Origin of the sequence: Shewanella sp. Choline-02u-19, from assembly GCF_002836205.1 — a bacterium.
Taxonomy (GTDB): Bacteria; Pseudomonadota; Gammaproteobacteria; order Enterobacterales; family Shewanellaceae; genus Shewanella.
In genome coordinates, this window is the sequence record NZ_PJBE01000013.1 from 621,625 (window position 1) to 646,387 (window position 24,763).

22 protein-coding genes are annotated in these 24,763 nt (G+C 42.9%); 14 read left to right on the forward strand and 8 right to left on the reverse strand.

The window, feature by feature from the left end; translation table 11 throughout:
• Nucleotides 1-92: 92 nt before the first annotated feature.
• From CXF83_RS09400 to rfbD, 3 genes are all read left to right on the forward strand, one after another.
• Nucleotides 93-1,592 (forward strand): sigma-54-dependent transcriptional regulator, encoded by a 1,500-nt coding sequence (locus CXF83_RS09400; protein WP_101089311.1) that lies wholly within the window; start codon nt 93-95, stop codon nt 1,590-1,592.
• Between the two features lie 91 nt (nt 1,593-1,683).
• Entirely contained in the window at nt 1,684-2,430 is a 747-nt protein-coding gene (locus tag CXF83_RS09405; protein WP_101089310.1) for a phosphatase, read from the forward strand.
• 151 nt (nt 2,431-2,581) lie between these two features.
• Nucleotides 2,582-3,655 carry a dTDP-4-dehydrorhamnose reductase gene (gene rfbD, locus CXF83_RS09410; RefSeq protein WP_101089309.1) on the forward strand — a complete coding sequence of 358 codons (1,074 nt, stop codon included), beginning with the start codon at nt 2,582-2,584 and terminating at the stop codon, nt 3,653-3,655.
• Nucleotides 3,656-3,818: 163 nt separating this feature from the next.
• On the opposite strand, the gene CXF83_RS09415 is transcribed toward rfbD, so the two are convergent.
• Nucleotides 3,819-5,285, reverse strand: coding sequence for a capsule assembly Wzi family protein (locus CXF83_RS09415; RefSeq protein WP_101089308.1), 1,467 nt, complete (start codon nt 5,283-5,285; stop codon nt 3,819-3,821).
• A gap of 508 nt (nt 5,286-5,793) precedes the next feature.
• Nucleotides 5,794-6,918, reverse strand: coding sequence for an alkene reductase (locus CXF83_RS09420; protein ID WP_443018844.1), 1,125 nt, complete (start codon nt 6,916-6,918; stop codon nt 5,794-5,796).
• 91 nt (nt 6,919-7,009) lie between these two features.
• On the opposite strand from CXF83_RS09420, the gene CXF83_RS09425 reads away from it, so the two are divergent.
• The 5 genes from CXF83_RS09425 (at nt 7,010) to CXF83_RS09445 (ending at nt 12,032) form a co-directional block, all read left to right on the forward strand.
• Nucleotides 7,010-7,900, forward strand: coding sequence for a LysR family transcriptional regulator (locus tag CXF83_RS09425; RefSeq protein ID WP_101089306.1), 891 nt, complete (start codon nt 7,010-7,012; stop codon nt 7,898-7,900).
• A gap of 508 nt (nt 7,901-8,408) precedes the next feature.
• Nucleotides 8,409-9,188, forward strand: a complete 780-nt coding sequence (cysQ, locus tag CXF83_RS09430; RefSeq protein ID WP_232775183.1) for a 3'(2'),5'-bisphosphate nucleotidase CysQ — start codon at nt 8,409-8,411, stop codon at nt 9,186-9,188.
• 174 nt (nt 9,189-9,362) lie between these two features.
• Entirely contained in the window at nt 9,363-10,268 is a 906-nt protein-coding gene (gene mak, locus CXF83_RS09435; RefSeq protein ID WP_101089304.1) for a fructokinase, read from the forward strand.
• Between the two features lie 183 nt (nt 10,269-10,451).
• Nucleotides 10,452-11,189, forward strand: a complete 738-nt coding sequence (locus tag CXF83_RS09440; protein WP_101089303.1) for a YdcF family protein — start codon at nt 10,452-10,454, stop codon at nt 11,187-11,189.
• A 105-nt stretch (nt 11,190-11,294) separates the two neighbouring features.
• A complete protein-coding gene (locus CXF83_RS09445) occupies nt 11,295-12,032 on the forward strand; it encodes a DUF2982 domain-containing protein (protein ID WP_180961022.1) in 738 nt (245 codons plus the stop codon).
• Nucleotides 12,033-12,140: 108 nt separating this feature from the next.
• Here the strand turns inward: CXF83_RS09445 and CXF83_RS09450 are convergent, their stop codons facing one another.
• The 4 genes from CXF83_RS09450 to galU all read right to left on the reverse strand — a co-directional run bounded on the left by CXF83_RS09450 (nt 12,141) and on the right by galU (nt 15,252).
• Nucleotides 12,141-12,557 carry a bactofilin family protein gene (locus CXF83_RS09450; RefSeq protein ID WP_101089302.1) on the reverse strand — a complete coding sequence of 139 codons (417 nt, stop codon included), beginning with the start codon at nt 12,555-12,557 and terminating at the stop codon, nt 12,141-12,143.
• A 185-nt stretch (nt 12,558-12,742) separates the two neighbouring features.
• Nucleotides 12,743-13,219: a ferredoxin-type protein NapF gene (gene napF, locus CXF83_RS09455; protein ID WP_101089301.1), complete on the reverse strand. Its 477-nt coding sequence runs from the start codon at nt 13,217-13,219 to the stop codon at nt 12,743-12,745.
• A 63-nt stretch (nt 13,220-13,282) separates the two neighbouring features.
• Nucleotides 13,283-14,296 carry a UDP-glucose 4-epimerase GalE gene (gene galE / locus CXF83_RS09460; RefSeq protein ID WP_101089300.1) on the reverse strand — a complete coding sequence of 338 codons (1,014 nt, stop codon included), beginning with the start codon at nt 14,294-14,296 and terminating at the stop codon, nt 13,283-13,285.
• A gap of 50 nt (nt 14,297-14,346) precedes the next feature.
• Complete coding sequence (gene galU / locus CXF83_RS09465; RefSeq protein WP_101089299.1) at nt 14,347-15,252, reverse strand: UTP--glucose-1-phosphate uridylyltransferase GalU; 906 nt, start codon at nt 15,250-15,252, stop codon at nt 14,347-14,349.
• A 456-nt stretch (nt 15,253-15,708) separates the two neighbouring features.
• On the opposite strand from galU, the gene phhA reads away from it, so the two are divergent.
• The 5 genes from phhA (at nt 15,709) to maiA (ending at nt 20,885) form a co-directional block, all read left to right on the forward strand.
• Nucleotides 15,709-16,500, forward strand: coding sequence for a phenylalanine 4-monooxygenase (gene phhA / locus CXF83_RS09470; protein ID WP_101089335.1), 792 nt, complete (start codon nt 15,709-15,711; stop codon nt 16,498-16,500).
• Between the two features lie 34 nt (nt 16,501-16,534).
• The gene (locus tag CXF83_RS09475) at nt 16,535-16,876 is read left to right on the forward strand and encodes a 4a-hydroxytetrahydrobiopterin dehydratase (protein ID WP_101089298.1); all 342 of its coding nucleotides are present in this window, start codon (nt 16,535-16,537) and stop codon (nt 16,874-16,876) included.
• Between the two features lie 341 nt (nt 16,877-17,217).
• Nucleotides 17,218-18,762, forward strand: a complete 1,545-nt coding sequence (gene tyrR, locus CXF83_RS09480) for a transcriptional regulator TyrR (protein ID WP_101089297.1) — start codon at nt 17,218-17,220, stop codon at nt 18,760-18,762.
• Nucleotides 18,763-19,024: 262 nt separating this feature from the next.
• Nucleotides 19,025-20,011 (forward strand): fumarylacetoacetate hydrolase family protein, encoded by a 987-nt coding sequence (locus tag CXF83_RS09485; RefSeq protein ID WP_101089296.1) that lies wholly within the window; start codon nt 19,025-19,027, stop codon nt 20,009-20,011.
• A 220-nt stretch (nt 20,012-20,231) separates the two neighbouring features.
• Nucleotides 20,232-20,885, forward strand: coding sequence for a maleylacetoacetate isomerase (gene maiA / locus CXF83_RS09490; RefSeq protein WP_101089334.1), 654 nt, complete (start codon nt 20,232-20,234; stop codon nt 20,883-20,885).
• A gap of 21 nt (nt 20,886-20,906) precedes the next feature.
• Here the strand turns inward: maiA and CXF83_RS09495 are convergent, their stop codons facing one another.
• A complete protein-coding gene (locus CXF83_RS09495; RefSeq protein WP_101089295.1) occupies nt 20,907-21,788 on the reverse strand; it encodes a LysR family transcriptional regulator in 882 nt (293 codons plus the stop codon).
• 182 nt (nt 21,789-21,970) lie between these two features.
• On the opposite strand from CXF83_RS09495, the gene CXF83_RS09500 reads away from it, so the two are divergent.
• The gene (locus CXF83_RS09500) at nt 21,971-23,197 is read left to right on the forward strand and encodes an MFS transporter (protein WP_101089294.1); all 1,227 of its coding nucleotides are present in this window, start codon (nt 21,971-21,973) and stop codon (nt 23,195-23,197) included.
• 145 nt (nt 23,198-23,342) lie between these two features.
• On the opposite strand, the gene CXF83_RS09505 is transcribed toward CXF83_RS09500, so the two are convergent.
• Nucleotides 23,343-24,581, reverse strand: a complete 1,239-nt coding sequence (locus CXF83_RS09505; RefSeq protein ID WP_101089293.1) for an MFS transporter — start codon at nt 24,579-24,581, stop codon at nt 23,343-23,345.
• Nucleotides 24,582-24,763 lie beyond the last annotated feature (182 nt).

Below are 24,763 nucleotides of genomic sequence, written 5' to 3' on the forward strand. Positions count from 1 at the left end.
TTTACTCACTAACCTTTGTCTCTCTTAGCGTAATTGATACGATGATGACAACATATTAAGGTTTGATAATTTATTAAAGGTTGATTGTTTATATGGATATAACGAGCTCGTTCAGTGCATTACTCGTAGAAGATAGCATGTCGCTCGGAGCGCTATACACGGAGTACTTACGTGCGGACGGTGCGAAGGTTACTCATGTTAATCATGGTGAGGATGCGCTAAATGAGTTAAAGCAGTGGCAACCGGACCTGTTAGTGTTAGACATTAAACTTCCCGATATGTCTGGTATGGATATTCTTGATATTGTTCAAAAACAGTATCCTGATATTACCGTTATTATGATCACCGCTCATGGCACAATTGGTCTCGCGGTTGATGCTATGCGAGCTGGCGCCTTTGACTTCCTGGTTAAACCATTCGATGCCAAGCGTTTATCGATTACCGTTCGAAATGCCCTTAAGCAACGACATCTGGTTAACTTGGTGGCTAAATATGAAAGCAGTTTACCCAAACCTCATTATTTGGGGTTTATTGGTGAGTCGTTGGCGATGCAAACCGTTTATAAAACAATTGACTGCGTTGCCAATAGTAAAGCGTCTGTCTTTATCGTGGGCGAAAGTGGTACTGGTAAGGAAGTCTGCGCCGATGCTATTCATCATGCTGGTAGTCGCCGAGATGAAGCCTTTGTCGCATTAAACTGTGCCTCTATTCCGAAAGACCTGATCGAGAGTGAAATTTTTGGTCACACAAAAGGGGCGTTTACGGGGGCTATAGCACACCGTGATGGTGCGGCAACTCGCGCCCACAAGGGGACACTGTTTCTTGATGAAATCTGCGAAATGGATTTGGATCTGCAAAGTAAGTTATTACGCTTTATCCAGACTGGTGTTTTTCAGCGCGTTGGCGGCACTAAAGAGGAAAAAGTTGACGTCCGTTTTGTGAGTGCGACTAACCGTACTCCTTGGGATGAAGTCAAATCGGGTCGTTTTAGAGAAGACCTGTTTTATCGATTACATGTGATCCCAATTGAACTGCCACCATTAAGAATGCGCGGTAATGATATTTCGCTGCTAGCGAATAAGCTGCTCAAAGAGTACAACAAGGAAGAGGGCAAGCAGTTTAAAGGCTTTAGCGCCGAGACTAAGCAATGCCTTAAAAATTATCAATGGCCGGGCAATGTTAGGCAATTGCAGAATGTCATTAGACAAGTGGTGGTGCTTAATGATGCTGAAATGGTTGAGTTTGATATGTTACCGGTGCAGGTCACCGCGGATATTAATGTGAAACATATCGCGCCTAAAGTTCAGAGCGCTTCGACGACCTTTGCTGATGTTAATGCTGATGCCTCTTCGGTGGTTAAAGGGGTTGCAGAGGTTGAGGGGGATTTCTCTGAGCAAGTAGCAACACCTGCAGTGCCAGTTGATATTGTCCCGCTATGGATCACCGAGAAGCAGACCATTGAAGATGCGATTGCATTTTGTGGCGGCAATGTGCCTAAAGCGGCTGCACTGCTGGATATTAGCGCTTCGACAATCTATAGAAAAAGACAGAGTTGGGAAGAGGTTGAGGGTAGCTTAACTCAAGAGGGCTAGTGACTTTTTATATCGATAGAACATAGAGAAAAAACTGCAAAAAGAGTAGACTTTGAGTCTACTCTTTTTGTTTTTTAGAACGAGATTAATCATGAAATTCCTAGTCGATACCCACGCTCATACCATAGCGTCAACTCACGCTTATAGTACTGTGCATGATTATATTCGTGTTGCGAAAGAGAAAGGCATCAAGTTATTTGCCATCACCGATCATGGGCCTGATATGGCAGATGCTCCTCATTTTTGGCATTTTGTTAATATGCGAGTATTACCCCGCATCATTGATGGTGTCGGTGTGTTACGTGGTATTGAAGCGAATATAAAAAATGATGCAGGCGATATCGACTTTTTTGGCGATTACTTACAAACGCTCGATATTGTATTGGCGGGATTTCATGAACCAGTGTTTCCACCATCGACTAAAGAGGTTCACACTCGCGCACTCATCAACTGTATTGAAAGCGGTAATGTCGACATTATTACTCACCCCGGTAACACGGTATATCCAATCGATATTAACAAGGTAGCTGCAGCCGCTGCCAAACATAATGTTGCACTAGAGATTAATAACTCCTCTTTTTTGACCTCAAGAAAAGGCAGTGAAGCAAACTGTACCGCCATTGCCAATGCTGTCAAAGAGGCTGGTGGACTTCTTGTTATGGGCTCTGATTCTCACGTCGCTTTTAGCTTAGGCAACTTTGAAAAAGCCATTGAGATAATAGAGGCGGTGGAGTTTCCAATTGAACGGTTACTTAACCGTAGCCCTGAAGCCTTGTTGTGCTTTCTATCGGCGAGGGGCCATGCATCCCTTGATGAGTACTCTGATTTAATTGAGTAAGCTTTTTTAACAATGCATTTTGTTGTCATGTATTCTCTCATTGAAACTCAAGTTGATATGGTCAATCTGCGCTACACACAGGGCATGATGTCGGCCATCGAGGTATACATGAAAATAGATTTTATGAACGTTATACGATGAACATTGTGCTATGAAAATATTGGTTACAGGCGGCAGAGGGCAATTAGCTCATGCATTAGCATTAATCGCGGATCTCAGTGGTGCGCAGGTTAAAGTGAGTCCGTTTTATGATCGAAGCACAGGATCTATTAACATTGGCGCGGAGCGTGAATTACTTGGTTTTTTACCTGAAGCGGCGAGCTGTTTAAGTGAACTAGATGAAATATACCTGCTCGCGCATCAAGAGTTAGACATTTGCGATCCCGTTTCAATTGATGCTGCTTTTAAACACATAAAGCCAGATGTGCTGATTAACTGCGCTGCATATAATGCTGTCGATAAAGCGGAGGTAGATGTTGATAATGCCTACCAGATTAACGCTCAGGGGCCTAAGTTACTTGCTGAGCAATGTAAGCGAGACGAGGTTAAGCTTATCCATATCTCAACGGACTTTGTTTTTTCAGGAGATAAAGGCTCGGCTTATGATGAACAGGATCGTCCATCGCCTATTTCTGTGTATGGTAAAAGTAAGCTTGGAGGAGAGCAAGCTGTGCTGCAAATATTAGGCAATCAGGCCTATATCGTTCGAACAGCTTGGCTTTACAGCGCATGGCAACAAAATTTTGTCAAAACGATGCAACAGCTGTTTCGCAGCTCAGATAAAATTAGTGTGATTGATACGCAAAGGGGCAGTCCAACCTGGTGTGAACCGTTAGCGGTAGTCATTTTTAAATTAGTTAAAATAGCCGTGAACGAACGCAAGCAAGATAACAAACACTGCTTAAGCGGTGATGCTTTATCTTGTGGCGACAATGTCTATCATTACGCAGGTCATGGACATTGTTCGTGGTTTGATTTTTCCAGACATATTCAGAACTTAATGGGTAAGGCTGACAGCAAATCGCATTGCACTGTTACCCCTATATCAACGGAGTGTTGGCAAAAGCTGCACCCTCATCCATTGGCTGCCAGGCCGACGAATAGCGGCTTATGTTCTGATAAAATACTCGCTGAAATATCAATGGAACATGACAGTTTAATTCGCGCTTCATGGCAGCAGCAGTTACAAGTGATGTTAGCCATACAGGCATTGAGTGGCAAATAGGTATTATCGCGCTATTGCCACTAGTGTGGTGAAAGCTTGTTGGGTTGTGGTGTCGAGTAAGTTAAGCAATTAAAAAGGAGTAAACCTTAACGGTGTACTCCTTTTTCAGATATTAGCTTAAGGCATCGACATCAGTATCGGTTAAGCTAAAGAGGGTTAGCGCTTAGAAGCTTCGTTCCCAACCTGCATAGAGTGTCGTATCCCAGTCATTGCCGCCAGAGGTAACATATTGACTGTAACTCACGGTTCCACCCACTTTTAGAGTGCCTTCATAGAAAGGTCTATGGTAGCTGGTGTCATATTGGTAAACACGCTCATATTCACCGGGTGACACTGGATTGCCACCTTCTGGTAGTCCATTATCAATGCCATCGGTATTAAGGCGTAACCAACGTAGTTTATTGGTAATATTTTGCCCGCCACCTAGCTGAGTAATACCGCCGATAACGAATGTTTCTGAGTCATTATCATAAGTGCTACCTAGGCTACGGCCATAGTAACGATAGCCACTTTGGTAGAATCCATGCTCGTACAGACAGTTATACTTTTGCGGGTCAATACCGCAAGACACTTTAGTATCTGAGTATTCTAAGAATACGCGAGTGTTCAAGTCGGATAATACAAAGTCAATACCGCCCATATTAGCGGCGTTGATTAATCGATTCTTCTCTGTATGGAAATCTTCATGGGTGCGCTCGTAATAGATCCCATAAGGAATACCAAAGGCGGTATCTGACCAACGGAAATCGTATCCTGCTAACATGTTTTCTTGGCCGTTCTCAAGCTCACTTTCGGTTCCGCCGCCATTAAACAGGCCGTCCCACCAATCGCCTAGGCCATTACCATAACCTTCGCCGCCCCATTGCATCGTCCAAGAAAAACCGACCTCGAGTTTTGAGATAGGTCTGAGGGTACCGCGTGCGCCCCAGTGTTTAGTTTCTGGTACGTAACGGTCGCTTTCCATCTGACTAAATGCGGTGGTAAAGGTCCAAGGGCCAACCCAGCTGAGCCATGGCGTTTCAAATGCTTGGCTGTTATTACGGCTCAAAGTGACTCCAGGCATAGGTCTGGCGTTAGTGGTCTGAATTAAACCACTGTCCCAGCCAGGCCCCCAGTATTTTTGCTGTGCACCGGCACTGACTATCCAGTTACCCAACATAACAGCGGCAAAACTGTCATCTAAACGGGTACTGTTGCCATCAATAGGATCGGCGTGATAGCTGGCTGAAAGTCGGCCACTGAACCAGTCCTGGGTGACTTCGGCGCTAACGGTTCCTTCGCCTTTATCGCGATAATCTTGGCCAAAGCCAATAAATCTGGTGGTGTCAGTAGCGCCTGCAAGTTCAACTTTGGTGCTAAATGCACGATGATCTTTATCGTAGGCACGATTAACTCTGTCAAAAGCACTGCGCTGATGATCTGAAAGTTGAGTTGGTTCGGCTTTATCTAAATCTTGTTTTAGACCATCCCACATCAATGGGTAGGTGGTAATGGGTTGGACAATAACCCCTGTATCAGAAAGTAGTTGAATGTCGGCTCTAAGTGCCAAATCTGTCGGTTCAACCCACCATGCTGCTTGCACTGAGCTACAACCGAAAAGAAAAAGTCCTGCTAATAATTTGAGTTTCATTGGGATCCCTTATGTCAATGAAGCGCATTCTAGTGTATTTCGCTAAAGGCTAACAGTGTAGAGTGATTTGTTATTCAATATAAGCGCTAATAACGATCACTTAGTTACTCAATTATTCATAATGTTGATTGTTATTACATAAGCAGTGAATAGGACGTTGATGATGAGGTAGACGAAAGGATTACGTCGCTGGTTTATGTGCAGAGGTAAAGGTTGTTAAGCGCTCTAGCATTAACAACATTCAATATCTATTCTGAAGATTTAATTGCTTGCATATATTCGGCTTACGTTTGAGGTTAACCTCTGGCGCTGATGGATATGTGCTTCTACTTTCCTTATCATCAGTACGGCCTTTTAAATAATCCATAAATCCATGCCATTTATTTTTTAAACAAAAAAACCTCAATATTATCAGTAATATTGAGGGTTATGATCTGTCCGCAGCATGGCTCAAGTATTCTTAAACGATGGGCTTTATGCTCATTTAGCAGACTGTTTTGATTTGGGGTTAAGCTGAGTATTCAGTGTAATCGGCATAGCCCACTTCTGTACCACCGTACATGGTTGTCGAGTCCGCATCATTGAATGACCACTCATTCTTGATGCGAGCGGGCAAATCAGGGTTAGCAATAAAGGGACGACCAAAACCAAATATATCACCGTAACCCAGATTAAGGATGTGCTTGGCTTTTTCTACCGAGTACTTACCTGCATACATGATGATGCCCGAAAATGTGTCACGAACGTCTTTATAGAAAGCGTCAGGTAAATCAGGTGCATTTTCCCAATCAGCTTCTGCCAAGGACAGGTAACCAATACCGATATTTTCGATAGTTTTAATGGCTTCGATATAAGTTTTATGTGGATTTTCTTCAACTAAACCAAGATAAACACGCACATCGTCAGTAGTGGCAAACAGTGGTGCAAATCGAACGCCTACATGCTCTTTACCCACTTCATCTGCAACCGCCTGAGTGATTTCTTTTAAGAATCGTAAACGGTTTTCTAAACTTCCGCCGTATTCATCAGATCGTTTATTACTGTGCTCAGAAATAAATTGATTCACTAAATAACCGTTGGCACAGTGTAATTCAACACCATCAAAACCGGCAGCCATGGCATTGCGAGCAGCTTGAGCATAAAGGGCGACAAGTTCTTTTACTTCAGGAGTTGATAGTTCACGTGGCATGCTTGGATCTGCTAATGCCCCTTCACCAGGACCTGTTTCAATGAACACTTTTACATTATCCGCTCTGATTGCAGAGGGGGCGATTGGTGCTGCGCCATCGGGTTGCAAGCTGGTATGTGAAACACGGCCAACGTGCCAAAGCTGAGCAAAGATAATACCGCCGGCATCATGCACCGATTTAGTGACTATTTTCCAACCTTCGATTTGTTCATCTGAGTAAATCCCCGGTGTCCATGCATAACCTTGACCACGAGGTTCAATTTGAGTGCCTTCGGTGACCATAAACCCCGCAGAAGCGCGTTGCGTATAATACTTAGCCATTAATTCATTTGGAATATTGTGAGGCTGGGTACTACGTGAACGGGTTAATGGTGGCATTACAATACGGTTTTTTAAAACGTGATCGCCGAGTTTAGTTGGCGTGAATAAAATGTCATTGTTCATTAGGGTCTTTATCATGGTGTGGCGAATGAGTTGAACTATATACTTGCTTAGGTACAATGAAAATCAAGTAAAGTGTGTATGAGAAACAAGTATGGCTGATATCAGTAAGCTGGAAATAAAACAATTAAGGGTGTTAGCGGCACTATTACAATTACATAGCTTAACTAAGGCAGCGGTTAAGTTAGGGATCACCCAGCAAGCGGTGAGTGAACAACTGAAAAAACTCCGCGATATATTCCAAGATCGGTTATTCATTCGTAGCAGTCATGGTGTTGTTCCAACCCCAAAAGCGCAAGAGTTAGCCCCTAAAGTTCAACAGATATTAATGGCCATTGGTGAATTAACTGAAGTGGCTGAGTTTGACCCACAACGCTTAAATGGGGTCTATAAAATCAGTGCCTCAGATTATGCGATGCGCGCTGTTTTACCGTCTTTACTGGTGGAAATTAGACAGCAGGCCCCGCATTTAAAAATAATCATTCGTCGATTTGAATCTGATAATTTAAATCAGCTAATGGCCACAGGTGAGATTGATTTAGCATTAACCTTTCCAGCGTTTATTCCGATAACTTGCCCTTCAATGTTACTGTATGAAGAACGTCATGTTTGTGTTGCCGCTAAGGGCATTGCTGAAAAGTATCAGGGACTTAGTTTAAAAGAAATCGCTGCAGCGCCACAATTAGTTATTTCACCTTCACGCGCAAGCCTAAAGGGCTCCGCAGACGAATGGTTCGCTGCCAAGGGTTTCCAGCGTAATATAATTATGTCATTACCGAGTTTTTCAGCCGCGCCAGATTGCATCGAAGCAATGGGGATTTTGGCATTTTTACCATCACGTATGTTACCAAATGATAAATTAGTTGAAGTCGCATTACCTGAGCCATTACCCCATTTTGAGGTTGTGGCCGCATGGCATCAACGTTCAAGCCAAACTCAGACTCATCAATGGATCACCGGTTTACTGTGCGAGTTATATCCGTAAGAATAAATTTACTTTAGTGTAAAAGTAGATCGCAAATGAATGTCGTCCAAACTAGAGCCCAGTAAGACGTCAAACGCTAACCAATTATTTGATTTATCGCCCCCAAAAGCGAGGTCTCGATAATTCAGTTGTATGCTAACTTGCTGATTTTCCCGGTGGCAGCTCAATTTATGATGGCATTGAGTTACAAGTATCAAAAGCGGGTGGCAAAACGATGCTAAGTCCAACAGGCGAGTTTGCTATTAAGCTTGATATGGCGATAAATGGCAGGTATCGCGAGATGTAATTTGAATAAAGCGATTGAATACGAATGCAACATAGCGCTAACACTATTTTTGTTTATGAGACTGGCTTAGTATCTTTTAGACCGAGATTGAGCAATTGGTTATTAAATTTTGTTTTGGGTCGATGGCATAATGGTCGGCTGGGAATATTAAGCATAAGAGAGAGCACCTTGAGTCGGATTGAAACAGAAACGTCAGCAGAACAACGCAACCGTAAAACAGCCATTTTCAATCCCGTTTGGTTGGAATCAATAGTCGATATTGCTGTCGCTGCAGGTGATGCAATTATGACGGTTTATGCGACAGATGATTTTACTATTGATGTTAAATCGGATGATAGCCCTGTTACCGCCGCCGATCTAGCAAGTCATAACGTCATCGTTGCCGCACTTGCTAAGCTAACGCCGAATATTCCGGTTATGTCTGAAGAGTCAACTACCATAGCATGGGATGAAAGAAAGCAATGGCAGTCTTACTGGTTAATAGATCCATTGGATGGTACCAAAGAATTTATAAAACGAAATGGTGAGTTTACCGTTAACATCGCCTTTATTCATCAAGGGCGAGCGATAGCAGGTGTTGTTTATGCTCCTGTTTTAGATAAATGTTACTTTGGCAGTCATGATGGTGGTGCTTGGTTGAAACAAGCAGGCACACAACGACCACTGGTTAAAATAGACTTGGATAAACAAACCGTGCCACGGGTTGTCGGCAGCCGCTCGCATATTAGTCCAGGTTTACAGACTTATTTGCAAGCACTTGGCGAGCATGAAATGAAGAGTGTGGGCAGTTCACTTAAGTTCTGTTTACTGGCTGAAGGCGAAGCTGATATATATCCACGATTAGGTCTGACGAGCGAGTGGGATACTGCAGCGGCCCAAGCCGTGTTAGAGAGTGCTGGTGGAAAAGTGCTGCAATATGGCAGTGAAACCGCACTGGATTACAACCAAAAGTCAGATATTTTGAATCCATACTTTATTGCTTATGCGCCGCACTGGGTCTAGGTAATATGATTTAAACATGAGTGTTTAAGTCATATGTTTGAGGGTTAGCTTTTAAGTATTAGAGTGTAAACAATAGCGTTCAATAAGATAGGCTTAAGGGCTTTGTGCACTAATGCATGTTGCCTCAATATCATCATTAGAATGATGATCACTACGATTATGAGAGAGGGTTAAATGTTACGGATTGGCGTCGATCTTGGTGGTACAAAAATTGAGTTGGTTGCATTGAACCACGAAGGCGAAGAGCTTTTTCGTAAACGTGTCCCTACGCCCAAAGAGTATGTGGCGACCTTAGATGCGATAGAAGCCTTGATTAATGAAGCCGAGTCTCAACTTGGCGAAACTGGCACTGTTGGTGTGGGGATCCCCGGTGTGGTATCACCTTATTCTGGTTTAGTAAAAAATGCCAATTCAACTTGGATCAATGGCCATCCACTGGATGCCGATTTAGGTCAACGCCTCGACCGAGAGGTGCGAGTTGCTAATGATGCTAATTGCTTTGCTGTGTCTGAAGCTATGGATGGCGCAGCAGCCGGTAAAGGTGTGGTTTTTGGCGTAATTATTGGTACTGGTTGCGGAGGAGGGCTTGCCATCAATGGTAAAGTTCATGGTGGCGGTAATGGCATTGGTGGCGAATGGGGGCATAATCCTCTGCCATGGATGAGTGCTGATGAGTTTAATTCGACCCTTTGTTTTTGTGGTAATCGAAACTGTATTGAAACCTTTATCTCTGGTACCGGATTTGTACGTGACTATAAGCAGGCGGGCGGCGATGCGACAAGCGGAATTGAAATCGCTGCAAGAGTCGAAACCGGAGAGGTACTTGCTAAAGAGGCATTTGAGCGGTACATCGATAGGTTAGCGCGTTCACTGGCCCATGTGATTAATATTTTAGACCCTGATGTGATAGTGCTTGGTGGTGGTGTCTCTAACATTGAAGCACTCTATCCATTGCTGCCAGATCTGCTATCTAAATATGTGCTTGGCGGTGAATGTCGAACGCCTGTAGTGCAAAATATGTATGGCGGATCATCTGGCGTTCGTGGTGCAGCTTGGCTTTGGAGCAAGCACGAGATATAGAGCGCGCGATGTTTTACCGCCAAAGCTCACGACGAAGTCATATCGAATATATGGCTTTTTTATCTCTTACTACATGCTTTATGTTGCCTTTTTGAAGGTGACGGCCAAGAATAATCGCTAACCTTACCACTTGAGAAGCATGCTAAGCTTACAGTTCTGTTTAATCCTTTCTGGTTTTATCCCATGTTTTTGTTAAAGAAGATCGTTTCTCAGCTATTTATGCCAGTGCCCTTGGTGATCATCTTTATTGTCCTTAGTTTTGTTGTGATCCGTAATCGAAAGTTGGCAAAAAGCCTGTTAGCGATGGCGGGTGGTTTATTAATTATTCTGTGCAGCAGCATGGGCAGCAACGCACTATTAGCCCCGCTAGAAGATATGTACCCTGTGAATAATGAGCCTATGGGTAAAGGTTGCTTAGTGATGGTGTTAGGCAGCGGTCATGACGAGGCTGACAATCATACTGCGGTGCAACAGTTATCAAATACTGCATTGGCCCGTTTGAGTGAAGGGATAAGACAACTCTCTTTAGGTGAAGACTGTAAGCTGGTGGTCAGCGGCTGGAGCGGAGGGACTAACAAAAGAGCCCATGCCGATGTTATGTTTGATGCTGCGGTAGAGCTTGGAGTCAACCCAAATTCTATTATTAAGTTTCCGCTAGCAAAAGACACCATAGAAGAAGCACAGTATATGCAATGGGAAGTGGTGGATGCGCCTTTTCGCTTGGTGACCTCAGCAAGTCATATGCCGCGTTCTATGGCGATATTTGAACATGCTGGATTAAATGTAACAGCTGCGCCGACGGATTTCGCTCAACGAAAAACCTATTGGTGGTATTTTGATGCTGGAAGTTTGTTATCGTCACAGCGTGCTATCCACGAGTATCTCGGTTTACTTTGGTTTAAACTAAAGCGTGTAATTTGAGTCGCGATGTAATCCATAGTAAGGCTACTCATCTTACCGTCGGGAGTGAATATTAAGGCCTGATATTTTGGCGAGATTGTTACTCGTCATCCCGACGAGCCACAGATGGCTCTAAAGTCATTTTATGTTAATCAACTTATAGTAGACACCACTTTGGAAGTATTGAATTTAGAACCGCTGCTCATTAAACCCGAGAATAAACGTAATGGATTTACGCTGACGTTTGCCGGTATCACTGGGCTTACTATCGGGATAGGACTCTTTATTAACGGTAGCCATCTATTTGCACCTGGTATTGTGTGTTTCGCTTTTGGTGCTATTTCAGCGGTGCTCGGTGTCTCTAAGATATTTGAACCTGAAGTGACGGTAAGTATTGATCCCGATGGGATCCGCTACTTTCATCGCCGTGGTGAGGTTAAAATAGATTGGGATAATATTCAAAGATTTGATCAGCCAAGGGTGATTCAAGGCGTGGAGACACTCACTTTGCCCTATGTAGGGATAAAACTGAAATTAATAGGTCCAATCTTAGACTGCATCTCATTGCGCTTAGCTTCGGGGTTGCTGACGGAGCAAAGGCCGCTATTGATGACTGCGTCGGCGCAAGATGAAGATCTATCGACATTAGAAAACCAAATGAGTGAAGAGTTCACCCCTTTTATTGAAGACGATAGTCGTTATAAAGGCGTACTGGCTATGTTTGGCCATCGATGCCGTATATTGGGCAGTCATTTAGGTTTTCATCTTTATATCGCTACAGATGCTTTAGATAGGCCTGCGGACGAGTTTATGGCGCTACTGCGCGAGTATCAAAGGTTGGCTTTGGTCAATAGAGCTAATTGAAGCGGATAAATATCCAATCTATAAAAGTATAGAGCTAAAACAACTAATAATATAAAAACTAAGTTTATAAAGCCTTGTTGTTTTATAAACTTAGTTCTTAGCTCATCATCAGTTAGTGGATAATTGTGCATCTTCAATTTGTGCTGGTTTAACGGCTTCTTGTTTGTCTACTGAAGAGGCGGGTAAGAAGGCTATTTCGTCACGAACACGCATTCCTATAAACTGGCCGCCTTCAAAAATTTCCATTGATTGACAAGCCACTTCACCGTCAACAACGCCAGTACTGGTTATATTGAGCTTATTGCAGTTTAATTTTCCACGAAAGGTGCCTGATACTCGCAGTTCTTGGCAATTCAATACGCCATCGATTAGGCCATCTTGTTCAATGGTGATGTTACTTGTGGATTGGATGTCACCATAAACTTCACCAGAGACTAATGCCTCGGCGCTGAATTCACTTTCTCCCGTCAGTTTGGTTCCTTGGGCAATATAAGTGAGCCCACCGCTTCTTTTTCTTTTAAACATAAATGCGTCGCTGTTAGTCAAGGTAGCTTGATGTTACCTTGAAAAAAAACATTTAAAAACCACTTATATTTGGCACTCGCTGTCATTATTTTGGCTCTACAGCATGGGAGAGAGCTAAGCTTTAGTGTTCATTGGAGAAAAGGATTTATGGCAAGAGATATTAGTATGAAAAATATCCGTGTTAATTAGATCTTAATCAATATTGCATTTGATGGACAAGGCGCAACGCAGGCACCGCAACCCGTGCAAGCATCAACATCGATGTTAGGTTGAGGCGCTTTTCCTATCGCCATGGTAAAGCTGATAGCGCTTACATCACAAGCATCTTTACAGCTTTGGCACCATATGCCTTGATAGGCCATGCAAGTGTCTTGTATTGAGGCGGTGACTTCCCAAGGCGCAGCGCTGGTGTCGGTAAATAAAGGTTCTGGGCAAACATCAACGCATTGCTGACAGAAAGTACATTCATCAATGTTAAAATCGACTTCGGGAAAACCACCATCACCTTTGATGATGATGTTGGTTTCACACGCTTGAATACATTTATTGCAGCGGGTGCATTCATCGGTAAACTCGATGTCTTTTTTCACCCAAGGAAGATGAACGGCATCATTCTTTTTACGATTAAAAAGACGACGTCGACTTTGATTGATACTGTTCATCCGCTGTACTCTTGGTTATGTCGATAGTGCGTAAATGCAAAACTAACTAAACGTATTGTTTGCTTAGCTGCTATAGCCATTAGGGTTACTTGACTGCCAATGCCAACTACTTTGTGCCATATCATCAATATTATGCGTTGCCTGCCAATTAAGCTCCGTTAAGGCTTTTTGTGGATTAGCATAACAAGCGGCTATATCGCCTGCTCGTCTTGCAACCAATTGATATTTTATGACGGTGCCGCTGGCTTTTTCAAATGCTTTAACCATTTCTAGCACACTATAGCCTTGACCTGTGCCGAGGTTATAAGTTACTAGACCCGGCTGGGTGCGGAGTTTATCAAGTGCTCTTAAATGACCAATAGCTAAGTCAACCACGTGGATGTAATCACGCACACCAGTGCCATCAACGGTATCGTAATCATTACCAAACACACTGAGTTGCTCTCGTTTTCCTACCGCGACTTGGGTAATGAACGGCATTAGGTTATTGGGAATATCATTTGGATCTTCACCAATCAAACCACTGTCGTGAGCGCCAACAGGATTAAAGTACCTTAGTAGGGCAATATTCCAACTCGGATCTGAGTAGTGTAGGTCAGTGAGTATATGTTCAACCATCAATTTCGATTGCCCATAAGGGTTAGTGGCACTGGTTGGGAAATCTTCCGTTATCGGCAAGGATGCTGGATCGCCATAAACCGTTGCGGAAGAGCTAAAGACTAAATTCTTGACGTTAAACTCGTGCATTACTTGGCATAAAACAATGGTGCCAGTAACGTTGTTTTCATAGTAACGAAGCGGTTGCTCTACAGATTCACCAACCGCTTTAAAGCCTGCAAAATGAATGACAGACTCAATTTCATGGTCGGTAAACACCTTTTGTAGAAAAGGTTTATTCAGAATGTCGCCTTGGCAAAAGGTTACCGATTTACCCGTGATTGTCTCGACGCGCTCTAATGCAGTGACACAAGAGTTACTTAGATTGTCGACGATCACTACATCGCTGCCGCTGTTAAGCAGTTCGACTACTGTATGCGTGCCGATATAACCAGCACCACCTGTTACCAAAATTGTCATCTTAATATCCTTTACTACTTTGTTTTTTTACTCATGAAGTGAAATAAGTATTAAAGACTTTTCACTATGTCTTTTAAATACTTGGCAAACTCTGGGCCAATATCTTTATGGCGCAGTGCATGCTCTACGTTGGCTTTCATATAGCCCAACTTATTACCGCAGTCATGACTTTTACCTTGCATGTAATAGGCATTAACCGTTTGATTTTCCATTAGCATGGCAATCGCATCGGTTAATTGAATCTCGTCACCAGCACCCGCTGGAGTCTTTGCTAGGTACTTCCAAATGTCAGCTGGAAGGACGTAACGGCCAACGACACCCAAATTAGACGGTGCGTCATCAACATCTGGTTTTTCAACTAATTGGGTAAGCGGAAGTGATTGACCTGGTTTTAACTCTTTGCCACCAATGTCTGCAATACCGTATTGATCGACTTGATCGTGTGGCACGCCTTCAACCATTATCTGGCCGACTTCGGTTTCGTCATATAATGCAACCATTTGTGCCAAATTGTCTTTGGCTAAATTACTGCTGGCGTCATCGACAATAACGTCAGGTAATAACACTGCAAAAGGGGCATCGCCAACAATGGTTTTAGCGCAAAGAATGGCATGGCCTAAACCTTTTGCTTGCGCTTGACGCACACTGATAATGGTCACATCAGCAGGGCAGATTGATTGCACTTCTGCTAGTAACTGTCTTTTCACTCGGCGCTCAAGGTGCGCTTCAAGCTCAAAACTGGTATCGAAATGGTTTTCAACGGAATTCTTACTGGCGTGGGTGACCAGAACAATTTCTTTAATCCCCGCTGCGATAGCTTCTTTTACAACATATTGGATAAGGGGTTTATCCATAACGGGCAGCATCTCTTTAGGCATCGCTTTTGTTGCTGGCAACATCCGTGTACCAAGACCTGCGACGGGGATAACTGCTTTTAGAATCTTATGTTGTTTCATTATCTTCCTACTTTTCCTATCAATGGATTAGTGCTGTATCACTATTCTATACTGAATTAATATCATGTGTGCTTTGATTTTGGCGCTGCTGATTGATATTTATTAAATTTGACGCTTGTAAGGCGATATTTTCATCGTATATTGTTTAGCGAGTATTCAATGTCCTTTAAGCCTCTTTGCTCAGCAATTTAAGGCTGTACAGGGTTAAAGCTCCCTTCTACACTTTTTAGTGAAGTATTTTATGGTTTGGCTTTATAAATCCAAGCAAGATGTAAACATAGGCGTACATTAAATACACTGTTAATAAAAGCATTTATTGGCGTTGATAGATGTGTGTAATTTATTCGTTACATTAAGTCGGCCGTAACGCGTAAAGAATAAACTGTGATCTAGTTAACAAAAAACCGAGTTTGGTTAACTATGGAGGCAGGCAATAGTTACGAGTGTTTTATCACCATGAGCAAACTAACGAAGTATATCGCTCACTTGCCTGATGCAAGTGGCCGTATCCAGTACCCACAAGACGAACATGATATCTGGCAAGAGCTTTATGCAAGACAGCTTGTCAATTTACCTGGCCGTGCATGCCAAGCTTACATCGATGGACTTGAGCGCCTGGCATTACCAAGCGATAGGATCCCGCAGCTAAGTGAAATTGATGCTGTTCTACAAGAAACGACAGGATGGAAAACGGCGGCAGTACCGGCGCTTATCTCTTTTGGTAAGTTTTTTGAACTGCTAGCGAATAAGTCTTTTCCTGTAGCGACCTTTATTCGAAGTCGTGAAGAACTCGATTATTTGCAAGAGCCTGATATTTTTCATGAAGTATTCGGACATTGTCCATTACTGACCAACCCATCGTTTGCCCATTTTTCGCATCTTTATGGCCAATTAGGATTAGCAGCAAGCAGAGAGGAACGTGTTTTCTTAGCACGACTTTATTGGTTTACTGTTGAGTTTGGCATAATACGCGCAACTAATAATGACCTGAGTATTTATGGTGGCGGTATTATAAGCTCGCCTGGTGAAACACTCTTTGTGATGGGCAATGAGCCTGAAATTAGACCGTTCGATCTGGTCGATGTGATGCGAACCCCTTATCGTATCGATATTATGCAACCCATCTATTATGCAATAAACAGTATTAGTGATCTCGATGGTATCGCTGAAATGGATATTATGGGCGCAGTAAAGAAAGCCCAGCAGCTTGGATTATTTGCAGCAACGTATCCTGCTAAAGCTGGCTAAATACGATTTAAATTACAGAATTAAAGGAAAGATAATGACTGAATTAGCCCAAATGAAGTGTGAAGCCTGTCAAGCAGATGCGCCTAAAGTGAGTGATGCCGAGCTGGGTGAACTTGTACGTATGATCCCTGACTGGACTGTAGAAGTTCGTGACGGCATTATGCAGCTTGAGCGTGTGTACAAGTTTAAGAATTTTAAGTTAGCAATGGCGTTCACCAATAAGCTCGCCGATCTTGCTGAGGCTGAATTTCATCACCCAGGCATTTTGACCGAGTGGGGAAAAGTGACGGTGACATGGTGGTCTCATTCAATTAAGGGGCTGCACAAGAACGATTTTATTATGGCTGCCAAAACAGATGGATTATTAGCTGACTAGTTTTATGCCGTGCCAGCGTTGCTGGCACGCTTCTTTTTTCTTTATGTTACAAATCTGCTGTAAACAAGCCTTGCCACAACCCTCATAACCTTTTAACGTATAGGCGAAATATGCTCAACAGTTATCTGTTCTTCTTATTGGATCAGAGCTTAGCGTCGCTTAATGCTGGTTACTCGCTTCTTATCAGTTTTATTAACTATTTGATTGTCTGCGATTCGTCGAAAGTGGGTCGGTGTTTGTCCATTGATGCTGCCACTAAATTAGCTTCAAAGGCCATTAAATAGTTAATGCAATTAGTTTTATCCCAATAACAATTATTTAGAAAAGGGAACTGCAATAGTATGCGCTTGGAAGTCAGCTGTTTGGACCGAGTCGGTCTAGCGAAAGATATATTATTGATAATGGAAGATTATGGGATCAACTTGTTTGCTATCGATGCTAGCAATCAGGGTTTTCTGTATCTGCAATTTGCTGAGGTTAGTTTTGATATGCTCAGTGAGTTACTGCCGCTCATCCGCAAAGTAGAAGGTGTACATGATGTACGAACCGTCTCCTTTATGCCTTCAGAACAAGAGCATTACGCGTTAAAAACTTTATTAAAGACGTTGCCTGATTCGGTATTTTCCCTCGATATAAAAGGGCGTATTCGTATTGTGAACGAATCGGCTTTGCATATTATCGGTATGGCTGAACATGAGGTCATCGAAGAATCTATTGGTCACTGGGTACAAGGCTTCAATTTTAGCCGTTGGTTGAGCGAATCAACCGTACTGGCGCAAGCGACCCGGGTCAATATTGGTGAGAACGAATATCTGGCCGAAATGTTACCTATCTATTTACCGGACGGTAGTGAAAACCCGATTCTTGCTGGTGCTGTGGTGTCTTTAAAGTCACCGGCCCGTTTAGGTAAACAGTTTAATGCGTTGCAAAACCAAACAGCAGGTTTTGAAAATGTATTAGCCACAAGCGATAAGATGAAAGAGGTGCTTGTGCAGGCCCGTAGAATGGCTCAGTTAGACGCGCCATTATTGATCACCGGCGAAACTGGGACCGGTAAAGAGTTGATGTCACGAGCGTGTCATGACGCCAGTATGCGCCGTGATCAACCTTTTATTGCGATTAATTGCGCCGCTATGCCAGACAGCGCAGCCGAAGAAGAGTTATTTGGCTATGTGAGTAATGGCAGTGTGGTTAAACGCGGCTTTTTTGAAGAAGCCAAAGGCGGAACGGTCTTTTTAGACGAAATCGCTGAGATGTCTCGATCTGCACAAGTTAAGTTATTACGCTTTTTACAAGACGGTACCTTTAGACGTGTTGGCGGCGATGAAGAGGTGCGTAGTGATGTTCGGATTATCTGTTCGACGCAAAAAAATCTAGCTGAACTTTGTCAAAGTGGTGAATTTAGAGAAGATCTTTATTACCGTATCCACGTATTAGGCTTTCATGTGCCATCTTTGCGCGAGCGAAAAGTTGACGTTATTCCACTGACAGAAATGTTTTTGGAGCATTATAGCCAGCAATTATCTATTCCTATTCGTCGTATTTCAGGTGCGTGCCGTGAACATCTGCTGGGTTATGCTTGGCCTGGCAATATACGTCAGCTTAAAAATGCCATTTTTAGGGCTGTATCAATGTGGGATGGCAGTGCGGAATTGACGGTAGACCAGCTTAAATTACCATCATACGCTGAAGGTTTTGGCTATTTTGATCATCAATTCGAGGGCAGCCTTGAGCAAGCGATGAAGCAATTTGAAGCCAGTTTACTGCGTCGATTATATCCTGCTTACCCAAGTACACGCCAATTAGCTAAAAAGTTAGGAGTGTCTCACACTGCTATTGCGAATAAGTTGCGTGAATACAAAATAAGTAAGCAAAAAACCTTGTAACAACGGGTTGCCAGTCATTGCTTGCTTTAGCAGCGATAAATCATCAATAACCCCCATTACAGCCTATTTTATATAGGCTGTAATCATATGTTTACAAACTAGGGGCCATTCTACATAAATGTGATTTGGCTCACGCTATTCCACTATTGCCATAGTTAATGCATATTTCTATGCAAAGTAGATTTAGGCGTCAGCTTGATCCATTTAAAACAGCATGCAAAAGCTGGGATAATCAGCTAGCCACATTTTATTAGGAGTGAGTATGAAGTTAGCAAGTTATGATAATGGACGCCGTGACGGCCAGTTAATGTTAGTTAGCCGAGATCTAACTAAAGCGGTTGCAGTGCCCGCTATTGCTCATACTATGCAGCAGTTGCTAGATGCATGGGATCTACTTAACCCACAGTTGGTTGAGCTTTATGATGCATTGAACGAAGGTTTGATGGATAACGCAATCGCATTTGACGAAGCTAAGTGCCTATCACCGCTTCCAAGAGCTTATCAATGGGCCGATTGTAGTGCTTATGTAAACCATGTTGAATTGGTACGTAAGGCTCGTGGGGCTGAGATGCCAGCAACATTTTGGACAGATCCGTTAGTTTATCAAGGTGGCTCAGATTGTTTTATTGCACCTAAAGCCGACATCCTATTAGCGAGTGAAGAGTGGGGCATTGATTTTGAATCTGAAATTGCCGTGATCACCGATGATGTGCCAATGGGAATTACAACAGAAAATGCAGCTAAGCACATTAAACTGTTAATGCTGGTTAACGATGTGTCCCTAAGAAACTTGATCCCAGGAGAATTAGCCAAAGGTTTTGGTTTCTTCCAAGCTAAGCCTTCAAGTAGTTTTTCACCTGTAGCGGTAACGCCGGATGAGCTAAACGACAAGTGGCAAGATAGTAAAGTACATCTGCCATTAATCACTCATCTGAATAATGAACTGTTTGGTCGTCCAAACGCGGGTGTCGACATGACGTTCAACTTCAGCCAATTGGTATCTCACGTGGCTAAGAGTCGTCCTTTAGGGGCTGGTGCCATTATTGGTTCTGGAACGATTTCTAACTATGACCGCAGTGCTGGCTCAAGCTGTCTTGCTGAGACTCGTATGCTTGAAACCATTGCAGAAGGTAAGCCATCGACGCCATTTATGCGCTTTGGCGACCGTGTTCGTATTGAAATGCTTGATGAAAATGAGCATTCAATATTTGGCACAATTGACCAGCAGGTTGTTGAGTATAAAGCTTGATTTTTAGCCTAAGCCATTGATGTACTTAGCAAGATGAAGAGTTAATTCGTAAAGAGTTAGCTCTTTTTTATTTTTAGGCTGTTGGGTTTAGATAATACCAATGGCATTAAATAAGTCGTTAATACAGAAGCGCTCAGGCTTCAACTCAATACGTATTGATGAGATATTGGTTGCTCGCTTGTGAGTCAGTGCAATTGATATAATAGGGAATTTAACAATGATGAAATTATATGGATACTGGCGTTCAAGCGCTGCTTACCGTGTGCGTATCGCGCTTAATTGCAAAGGACTAACTGCTGAGCAAATTTCTGTTCATCTAGTCAAAAATGGTGGTGAGCAACATCAGTCTCAATACACTGCCTTGAATGCACAGGAGTTGGTGCCTACATTGGTGACAACAGATGAAGATGGCCAAGAGTGGGTGTTAACGCAGTCACTTGCGATAATCGAGTACCTTGAAGATAAGTATAGCAATAGTCCACTTTTACCTATCGGTGCTTTTGACAAAGCCATTGTAAGAGCGATGGCGCTGACGGTAGCGTGTGAAATTCATCCTTTGAATAACTTAAAAGTATTGCAGTATTTGGCCGCAGAGTTAGAGACTAGCGATAGCGCAAAAACGGCGTGGTATCACAGCTGGGTAAATCAGGGGTTTGCTGCATTAGAACAGCAATTGGCACAATATAGTGGTGATTTCTGTTTTGGCGATAACATCACGTTAGCTGACCTATGTCTGGTGCCGCAAGTTTATAACGCAGAGCGATTTAACGTTGACATGACGTTATTTCCTAATATTGTACGGGTTAATGCACATTGCTTAGCTCAACAAGTTTTTATTGATGCGATTCCCGAGAATCAACACGACGCGGTATAGGCTAATGCTTAGCGGCCATTTCTAGCGGTTTTGCATTAAGAATTCGACAAACGCCCGATCGGCTTTACTGATTGGGCGTTGTTTTTTCCAAGCTATATGCAGGTCTAAATACACTGGCGGTTCAAAAGGCTTTGCCAATATATTATCATGCGGTTCAATCACCATCTCTAAAACACTGGTAATCCCATACTCTTGGGCAACCACTTGTTTGATAAGATTGATAAGATTAGTTTCAAACGCAATACTGGCATTGAGGCCCAATAACTCAGCCTGTGCAAGCATCCATTCTCGATGAAAGTATCCCTGTTTAAATAGGACTAAATCGTGTTGAAAAAACTGTTCAAGGGGCACGGAAGCTTGATCGGCTAACGGATGATGTTTACCTACGGCAACGACCATCTGTTCTTGCAGTAAAAGGTGACTTTCAAAGTTTTCGTTCAAATCGTTGGCAGTAATGATGGCGATATCGACATCTTCTCGTAGCAGCATTTTTAACGTGTCACGAGTACCACCTTCAAATAATGATAACTTCAAGTCCGGATGTTGATGCCTAAAAGCCATTAACCGACTTGGCAGATAGAAAGAGCCTAGCATACCAGGAACGGCTACTCTCACCTCACCTTTGGTTAAGTTCGCCATTGCTTTGATATGGGCTTCTGCTTGCGCCATATTTTTAATAATAAGCGTTGCGTGTTGATGTAGTGCACGTCCCTCAGCCGTTAAAGAAAGCGTCTTACTGCGTTTGTGGGCGCCTCTGTCTACTAAGGTGACTCCGAGTGAGTCTTCTAACCTTTTTATGCTCTGGCTCAGTGCTGGTTGCGCTATGTTTAATTGTTGCGCGGCTTTAGTAAAGCTTCCTGAGGTTATCAATGCATCAAGATGTTTTAACTGTTTTATATCCATAGCAAACCCACTTAAGGCGGAACGACGAAATGTTTTGTTCTCGAGTGCTTATACTGCCAATTTTGAAGTTAACTTTCCATAACAAAAATCAATGAATAGAGCTGTTTTTAGTTATTATCGTTATGTAACTAGCATTGCTATGATCATCGGACTGAGACAACGTTGTGAAGAGTCATATTATTATGAGCAATACTGCTGTGCAGGTTAACGATAAGCGCGAACTACAATTAATTGGCGGTTTATCTATTGCTTCGATTGTTATTTTTATCAATTTGTATCTTGTTCAGGGAATGCTACCGCTTATTGCCGAGTCATTTTCGGTGTCAAAAACACATGCGACTTTATTGTTATCGGTGACAAGCTTCACGATGGCATTTTCGTTGCTACTGTTTGCAGTTCTGTCAGATCGTATCGGCCGTAAACGCCCGATCATTATTAGCCTTTATCTGCTCGTTATTGTGGATATAATTGCAATATTTATTGGTGATTTCAGTCAACTTGTTGCATTGCGAATGGTACAAGGGGTTTTACTCGCTTCAGTGCCCGCGATGGCAATGGCTTATTTTAAAGATGAGCTTGGTGGCAATGTGCTGTTAAAAGCGGGGGCCATTTATATTGCAGCGAACAGTGTTGGTGGTATAACGGGTAGGTTGCTTGGCGGTATGATGTCTGAATATTTGCAATGGCATGAGGCAATGGCGCTGTTGGCTGCTTTATCGCTCATTGGCACGATACTCGCTGCAACGATGTTACCTGACAGTCAGTTTGTTAAGCCTAAGCTTGGACTTGGAAAATTGGCTGTGCAATCAGATTTAAAAGGATTTTATCACCATCTAGCTAACCCAAAGTTGAGATTGATTTATCTTGTAGGTGGCGTCGCATTCATGGTGATGGTCAATCAGTTTAGCTATATACAACTGCATTTAATGGCGAGCCCCTTCATGCAGGGACCTTTTGAGGTAACCTTGATCTTCCTTTGTTATTCAAGCGGTACATATGCATCGTATCGTAGTGCCAAATGGATTAGTAAACTGGGCATTAAGCGTGTATTTAGTTTGTCAGTTCTCGCGTTAATGCTAGGGACACTATTTACCCTTTTTGATAGTGTGATTACCATCTACATAGGGTTTCTGGTCTCCTCATTTGGTTTTTTTCTTATTCACAGCAGTTGTAATGCTTGGGTTGCGTTTATCGCTAAGCAACATCGTGCAAAAGCCACAGCGCTGTACTTATGCAGTTACTATCTAGGCGCTGCCATTGGCGGACCTTATTTGTTACCTTTTTGGCAACATTGGGGTTGGCAAGGTGTTGTATTCGGTTCAATGATTTGCTTGAGTGTACTGGCTGTACTCGTCAATAAGTTAATATCGCCTGCGAATGCAAAAAGCCCAGTGTCATTTACTGCTTAACATATATTAATTAATACCGGGGTTTATGCTGAGCTGTTTTTAAAGCCCATCTTTATGGATTGGGACAATGTGAAATACCCAGCGACTAAAGTGCACTGGGTTACTCGGTACCATTCGATAAATAGCCCATTGCTGCTTAACTTATTTAAGCTGGTGCACTCGAGGGTTGTGGCCATATTTTTGCCCGGTAATGGCCATGAAAGAACACCGCAGCTGCAAAAAATGTGACTAAAGCCCCACTGAGTAAAGCCCATTTCACATCAAGTATACTCAATATACTGCCAAGTCCCGCAGCGAGTAGGTTACCTAAGCAGAATATAGTCACCAACATTCCCATCAGTTGTCCCTGTGCGTTGTTGTGGTATGAATTCGATAAGTACACTGGCAGGAAACCGTTATAAATGGCTATTCCTGCGCCCATTAGTGCGAAACAAATTAAATATAGCTGGCTGGTGAGAAAGGGAAGCGCGGTAAGGGCAGAGCCAAAGATAATGACTCCCATTAAGCCTGCTCTAGCATGTGACATTGTTTGCTGAATTTTTGGGTTAATCCAAATGCTGGTAAAAATCATACATGCCGTTAAGAATACGGTAGCCCAACTAATATCTACCGGGGTGTAGCTGAATTGCCTGACTAAAAATAGGGGGTAGAATTCGTAGTAGAGATTGACTCCCATAGTTAACAATAAGTACAGCATAAAAAAACGGCGTAAATCAACTTGGCGCAGCAGTACAAGGCTTGAAGCATTGCTTGGTGCATTGGTCGTTTCGTTTAGGCTTGATGGCATGAGGAAGTGACTTAATCCTGCGCATAAGAAACATGCAATAGCCGCGACAATAAATACCGTTTCAATCCCCGAATAAATTAAATAGCCACCCATAAGAGGACCTAATAAATACCCACCGTAGCCCATTGCACTAATGAGAGAAAAGCTGCGAGTTTTATCGATGATAGGGTGAAGGTCCGCTGCGATTGCACGGGCAATCGAAATATTGCCTTCGCACACACCGGTCATTAGCCTTGCGATACAAAATAGCGCAAAGTTACCAGAGAGTGCAGCGAAAGCGGTTGCACTATAGCCAATACCACTGCCCACTAAGGTGAGAGTTAATAAGCGACGCCTACCGTAACTATCAGATAAAGCGCCAATAAAAGAACTACCTATAATAATGCCTAAGGGGTAGACACCTAATACTATGCCTAACAACAGCTCTTTAGGTAGACCTTGAAACTGAGTTAATGCACTTTCACCTTGTTCGAAAAGCGGCGCTAAGATGGGGTAGGGAAGGGCAATACCAGCAACACTGATAAGCGTCACTATTAAAGTGATCATCAGTATTTTTTTTGCTTCAGCTTGAGTCGTGCGAGTAGACATCTTTTTCATATTTAGCTTTATCTGGTAATGATATAGCTAAATATTACATGTACAGCAAGTTAAGTAAATAAAAAAGCTTACTTAATGCGATTGGTATTAATTATCGTGCTGGATAAAAGATGTCATCTTTGATGGCAAGTTAACCCTATAGGTCAAAGGCTATCAACAATCAGCGTCCTGAGTTCAAGTGA

Bases quoted from the DNA above. Each gene is read 5' to 3' on its own strand.
- CXF83_RS09400 (WP_101089311.1), top strand. From the start codon at position 93: ATGGATATAACGAGCTCGTTCAGTGCATTACTCGTAGAAGATAGCATG.
- CXF83_RS09405 (WP_101089310.1), top strand. From the start codon at position 1,684: ATGAAATTCCTAGTCGATACCCACGCTCATACCATAGCGTCAACTCAC.
- rfbD (WP_101089309.1), top strand. From the start codon at position 2,582: ATGAAAATATTGGTTACAGGCGGCAGAGGGCAATTAGCTCATGCATTA.
- CXF83_RS09415 (WP_101089308.1), bottom strand. From the start codon at position 5,285: ATGAAACTCAAATTATTAGCAGGACTTTTTCTTTTCGGTTGTAGCTCA.
- CXF83_RS09420 (WP_443018844.1), bottom strand. From the start codon at position 6,918: ATGAACAATGACATTTTATTCACGCCAACTAAACTCGGCGATCACGTT.
- CXF83_RS09425 (WP_101089306.1), top strand. From the start codon at position 7,010: ATGGCTGATATCAGTAAGCTGGAAATAAAACAATTAAGGGTGTTAGCG.
- mak (WP_101089304.1), top strand. From the start codon at position 9,363: ATGTTACGGATTGGCGTCGATCTTGGTGGTACAAAAATTGAGTTGGTT.
- CXF83_RS09440 (WP_101089303.1), top strand. From the start codon at position 10,452: ATGTTTTTGTTAAAGAAGATCGTTTCTCAGCTATTTATGCCAGTGCCC.
- CXF83_RS09445 (WP_180961022.1), top strand. From the start codon at position 11,295: ATGGCTCTAAAGTCATTTTATGTTAATCAACTTATAGTAGACACCACT.
- CXF83_RS09450 (WP_101089302.1), bottom strand. From the start codon at position 12,557: ATGTTTAAAAGAAAAAGAAGCGGTGGGCTCACTTATATTGCCCAAGGA.
- napF (WP_101089301.1), bottom strand. From the start codon at position 13,219: ATGAACAGTATCAATCAAAGTCGACGTCGTCTTTTTAATCGTAAAAAG.
- galE (WP_101089300.1), bottom strand. From the start codon at position 14,296: ATGACAATTTTGGTAACAGGTGGTGCTGGTTATATCGGCACGCATACA.
- galU (WP_101089299.1), bottom strand. From the start codon at position 15,252: ATGAAACAACATAAGATTCTAAAAGCAGTTATCCCCGTCGCAGGTCTT.
- phhA (WP_101089335.1), top strand. From the start codon at position 15,709: ATGAGCAAACTAACGAAGTATATCGCTCACTTGCCTGATGCAAGTGGC.
- CXF83_RS09475 (WP_101089298.1), top strand. From the start codon at position 16,535: ATGACTGAATTAGCCCAAATGAAGTGTGAAGCCTGTCAAGCAGATGCG.
- tyrR (WP_101089297.1), top strand. From the start codon at position 17,218: ATGCGCTTGGAAGTCAGCTGTTTGGACCGAGTCGGTCTAGCGAAAGAT.
- CXF83_RS09485 (WP_101089296.1), top strand. From the start codon at position 19,025: ATGAAGTTAGCAAGTTATGATAATGGACGCCGTGACGGCCAGTTAATG.
- maiA (WP_101089334.1), top strand. From the start codon at position 20,232: ATGAAATTATATGGATACTGGCGTTCAAGCGCTGCTTACCGTGTGCGT.
- CXF83_RS09495 (WP_101089295.1), bottom strand. From the start codon at position 21,788: ATGGATATAAAACAGTTAAAACATCTTGATGCATTGATAACCTCAGGA.
- CXF83_RS09500 (WP_101089294.1), top strand. From the start codon at position 21,971: ATGAGCAATACTGCTGTGCAGGTTAACGATAAGCGCGAACTACAATTA.
- CXF83_RS09505 (WP_101089293.1), bottom strand. From the start codon at position 24,581: ATGAAAAAGATGTCTACTCGCACGACTCAAGCTGAAGCAAAAAAAATA.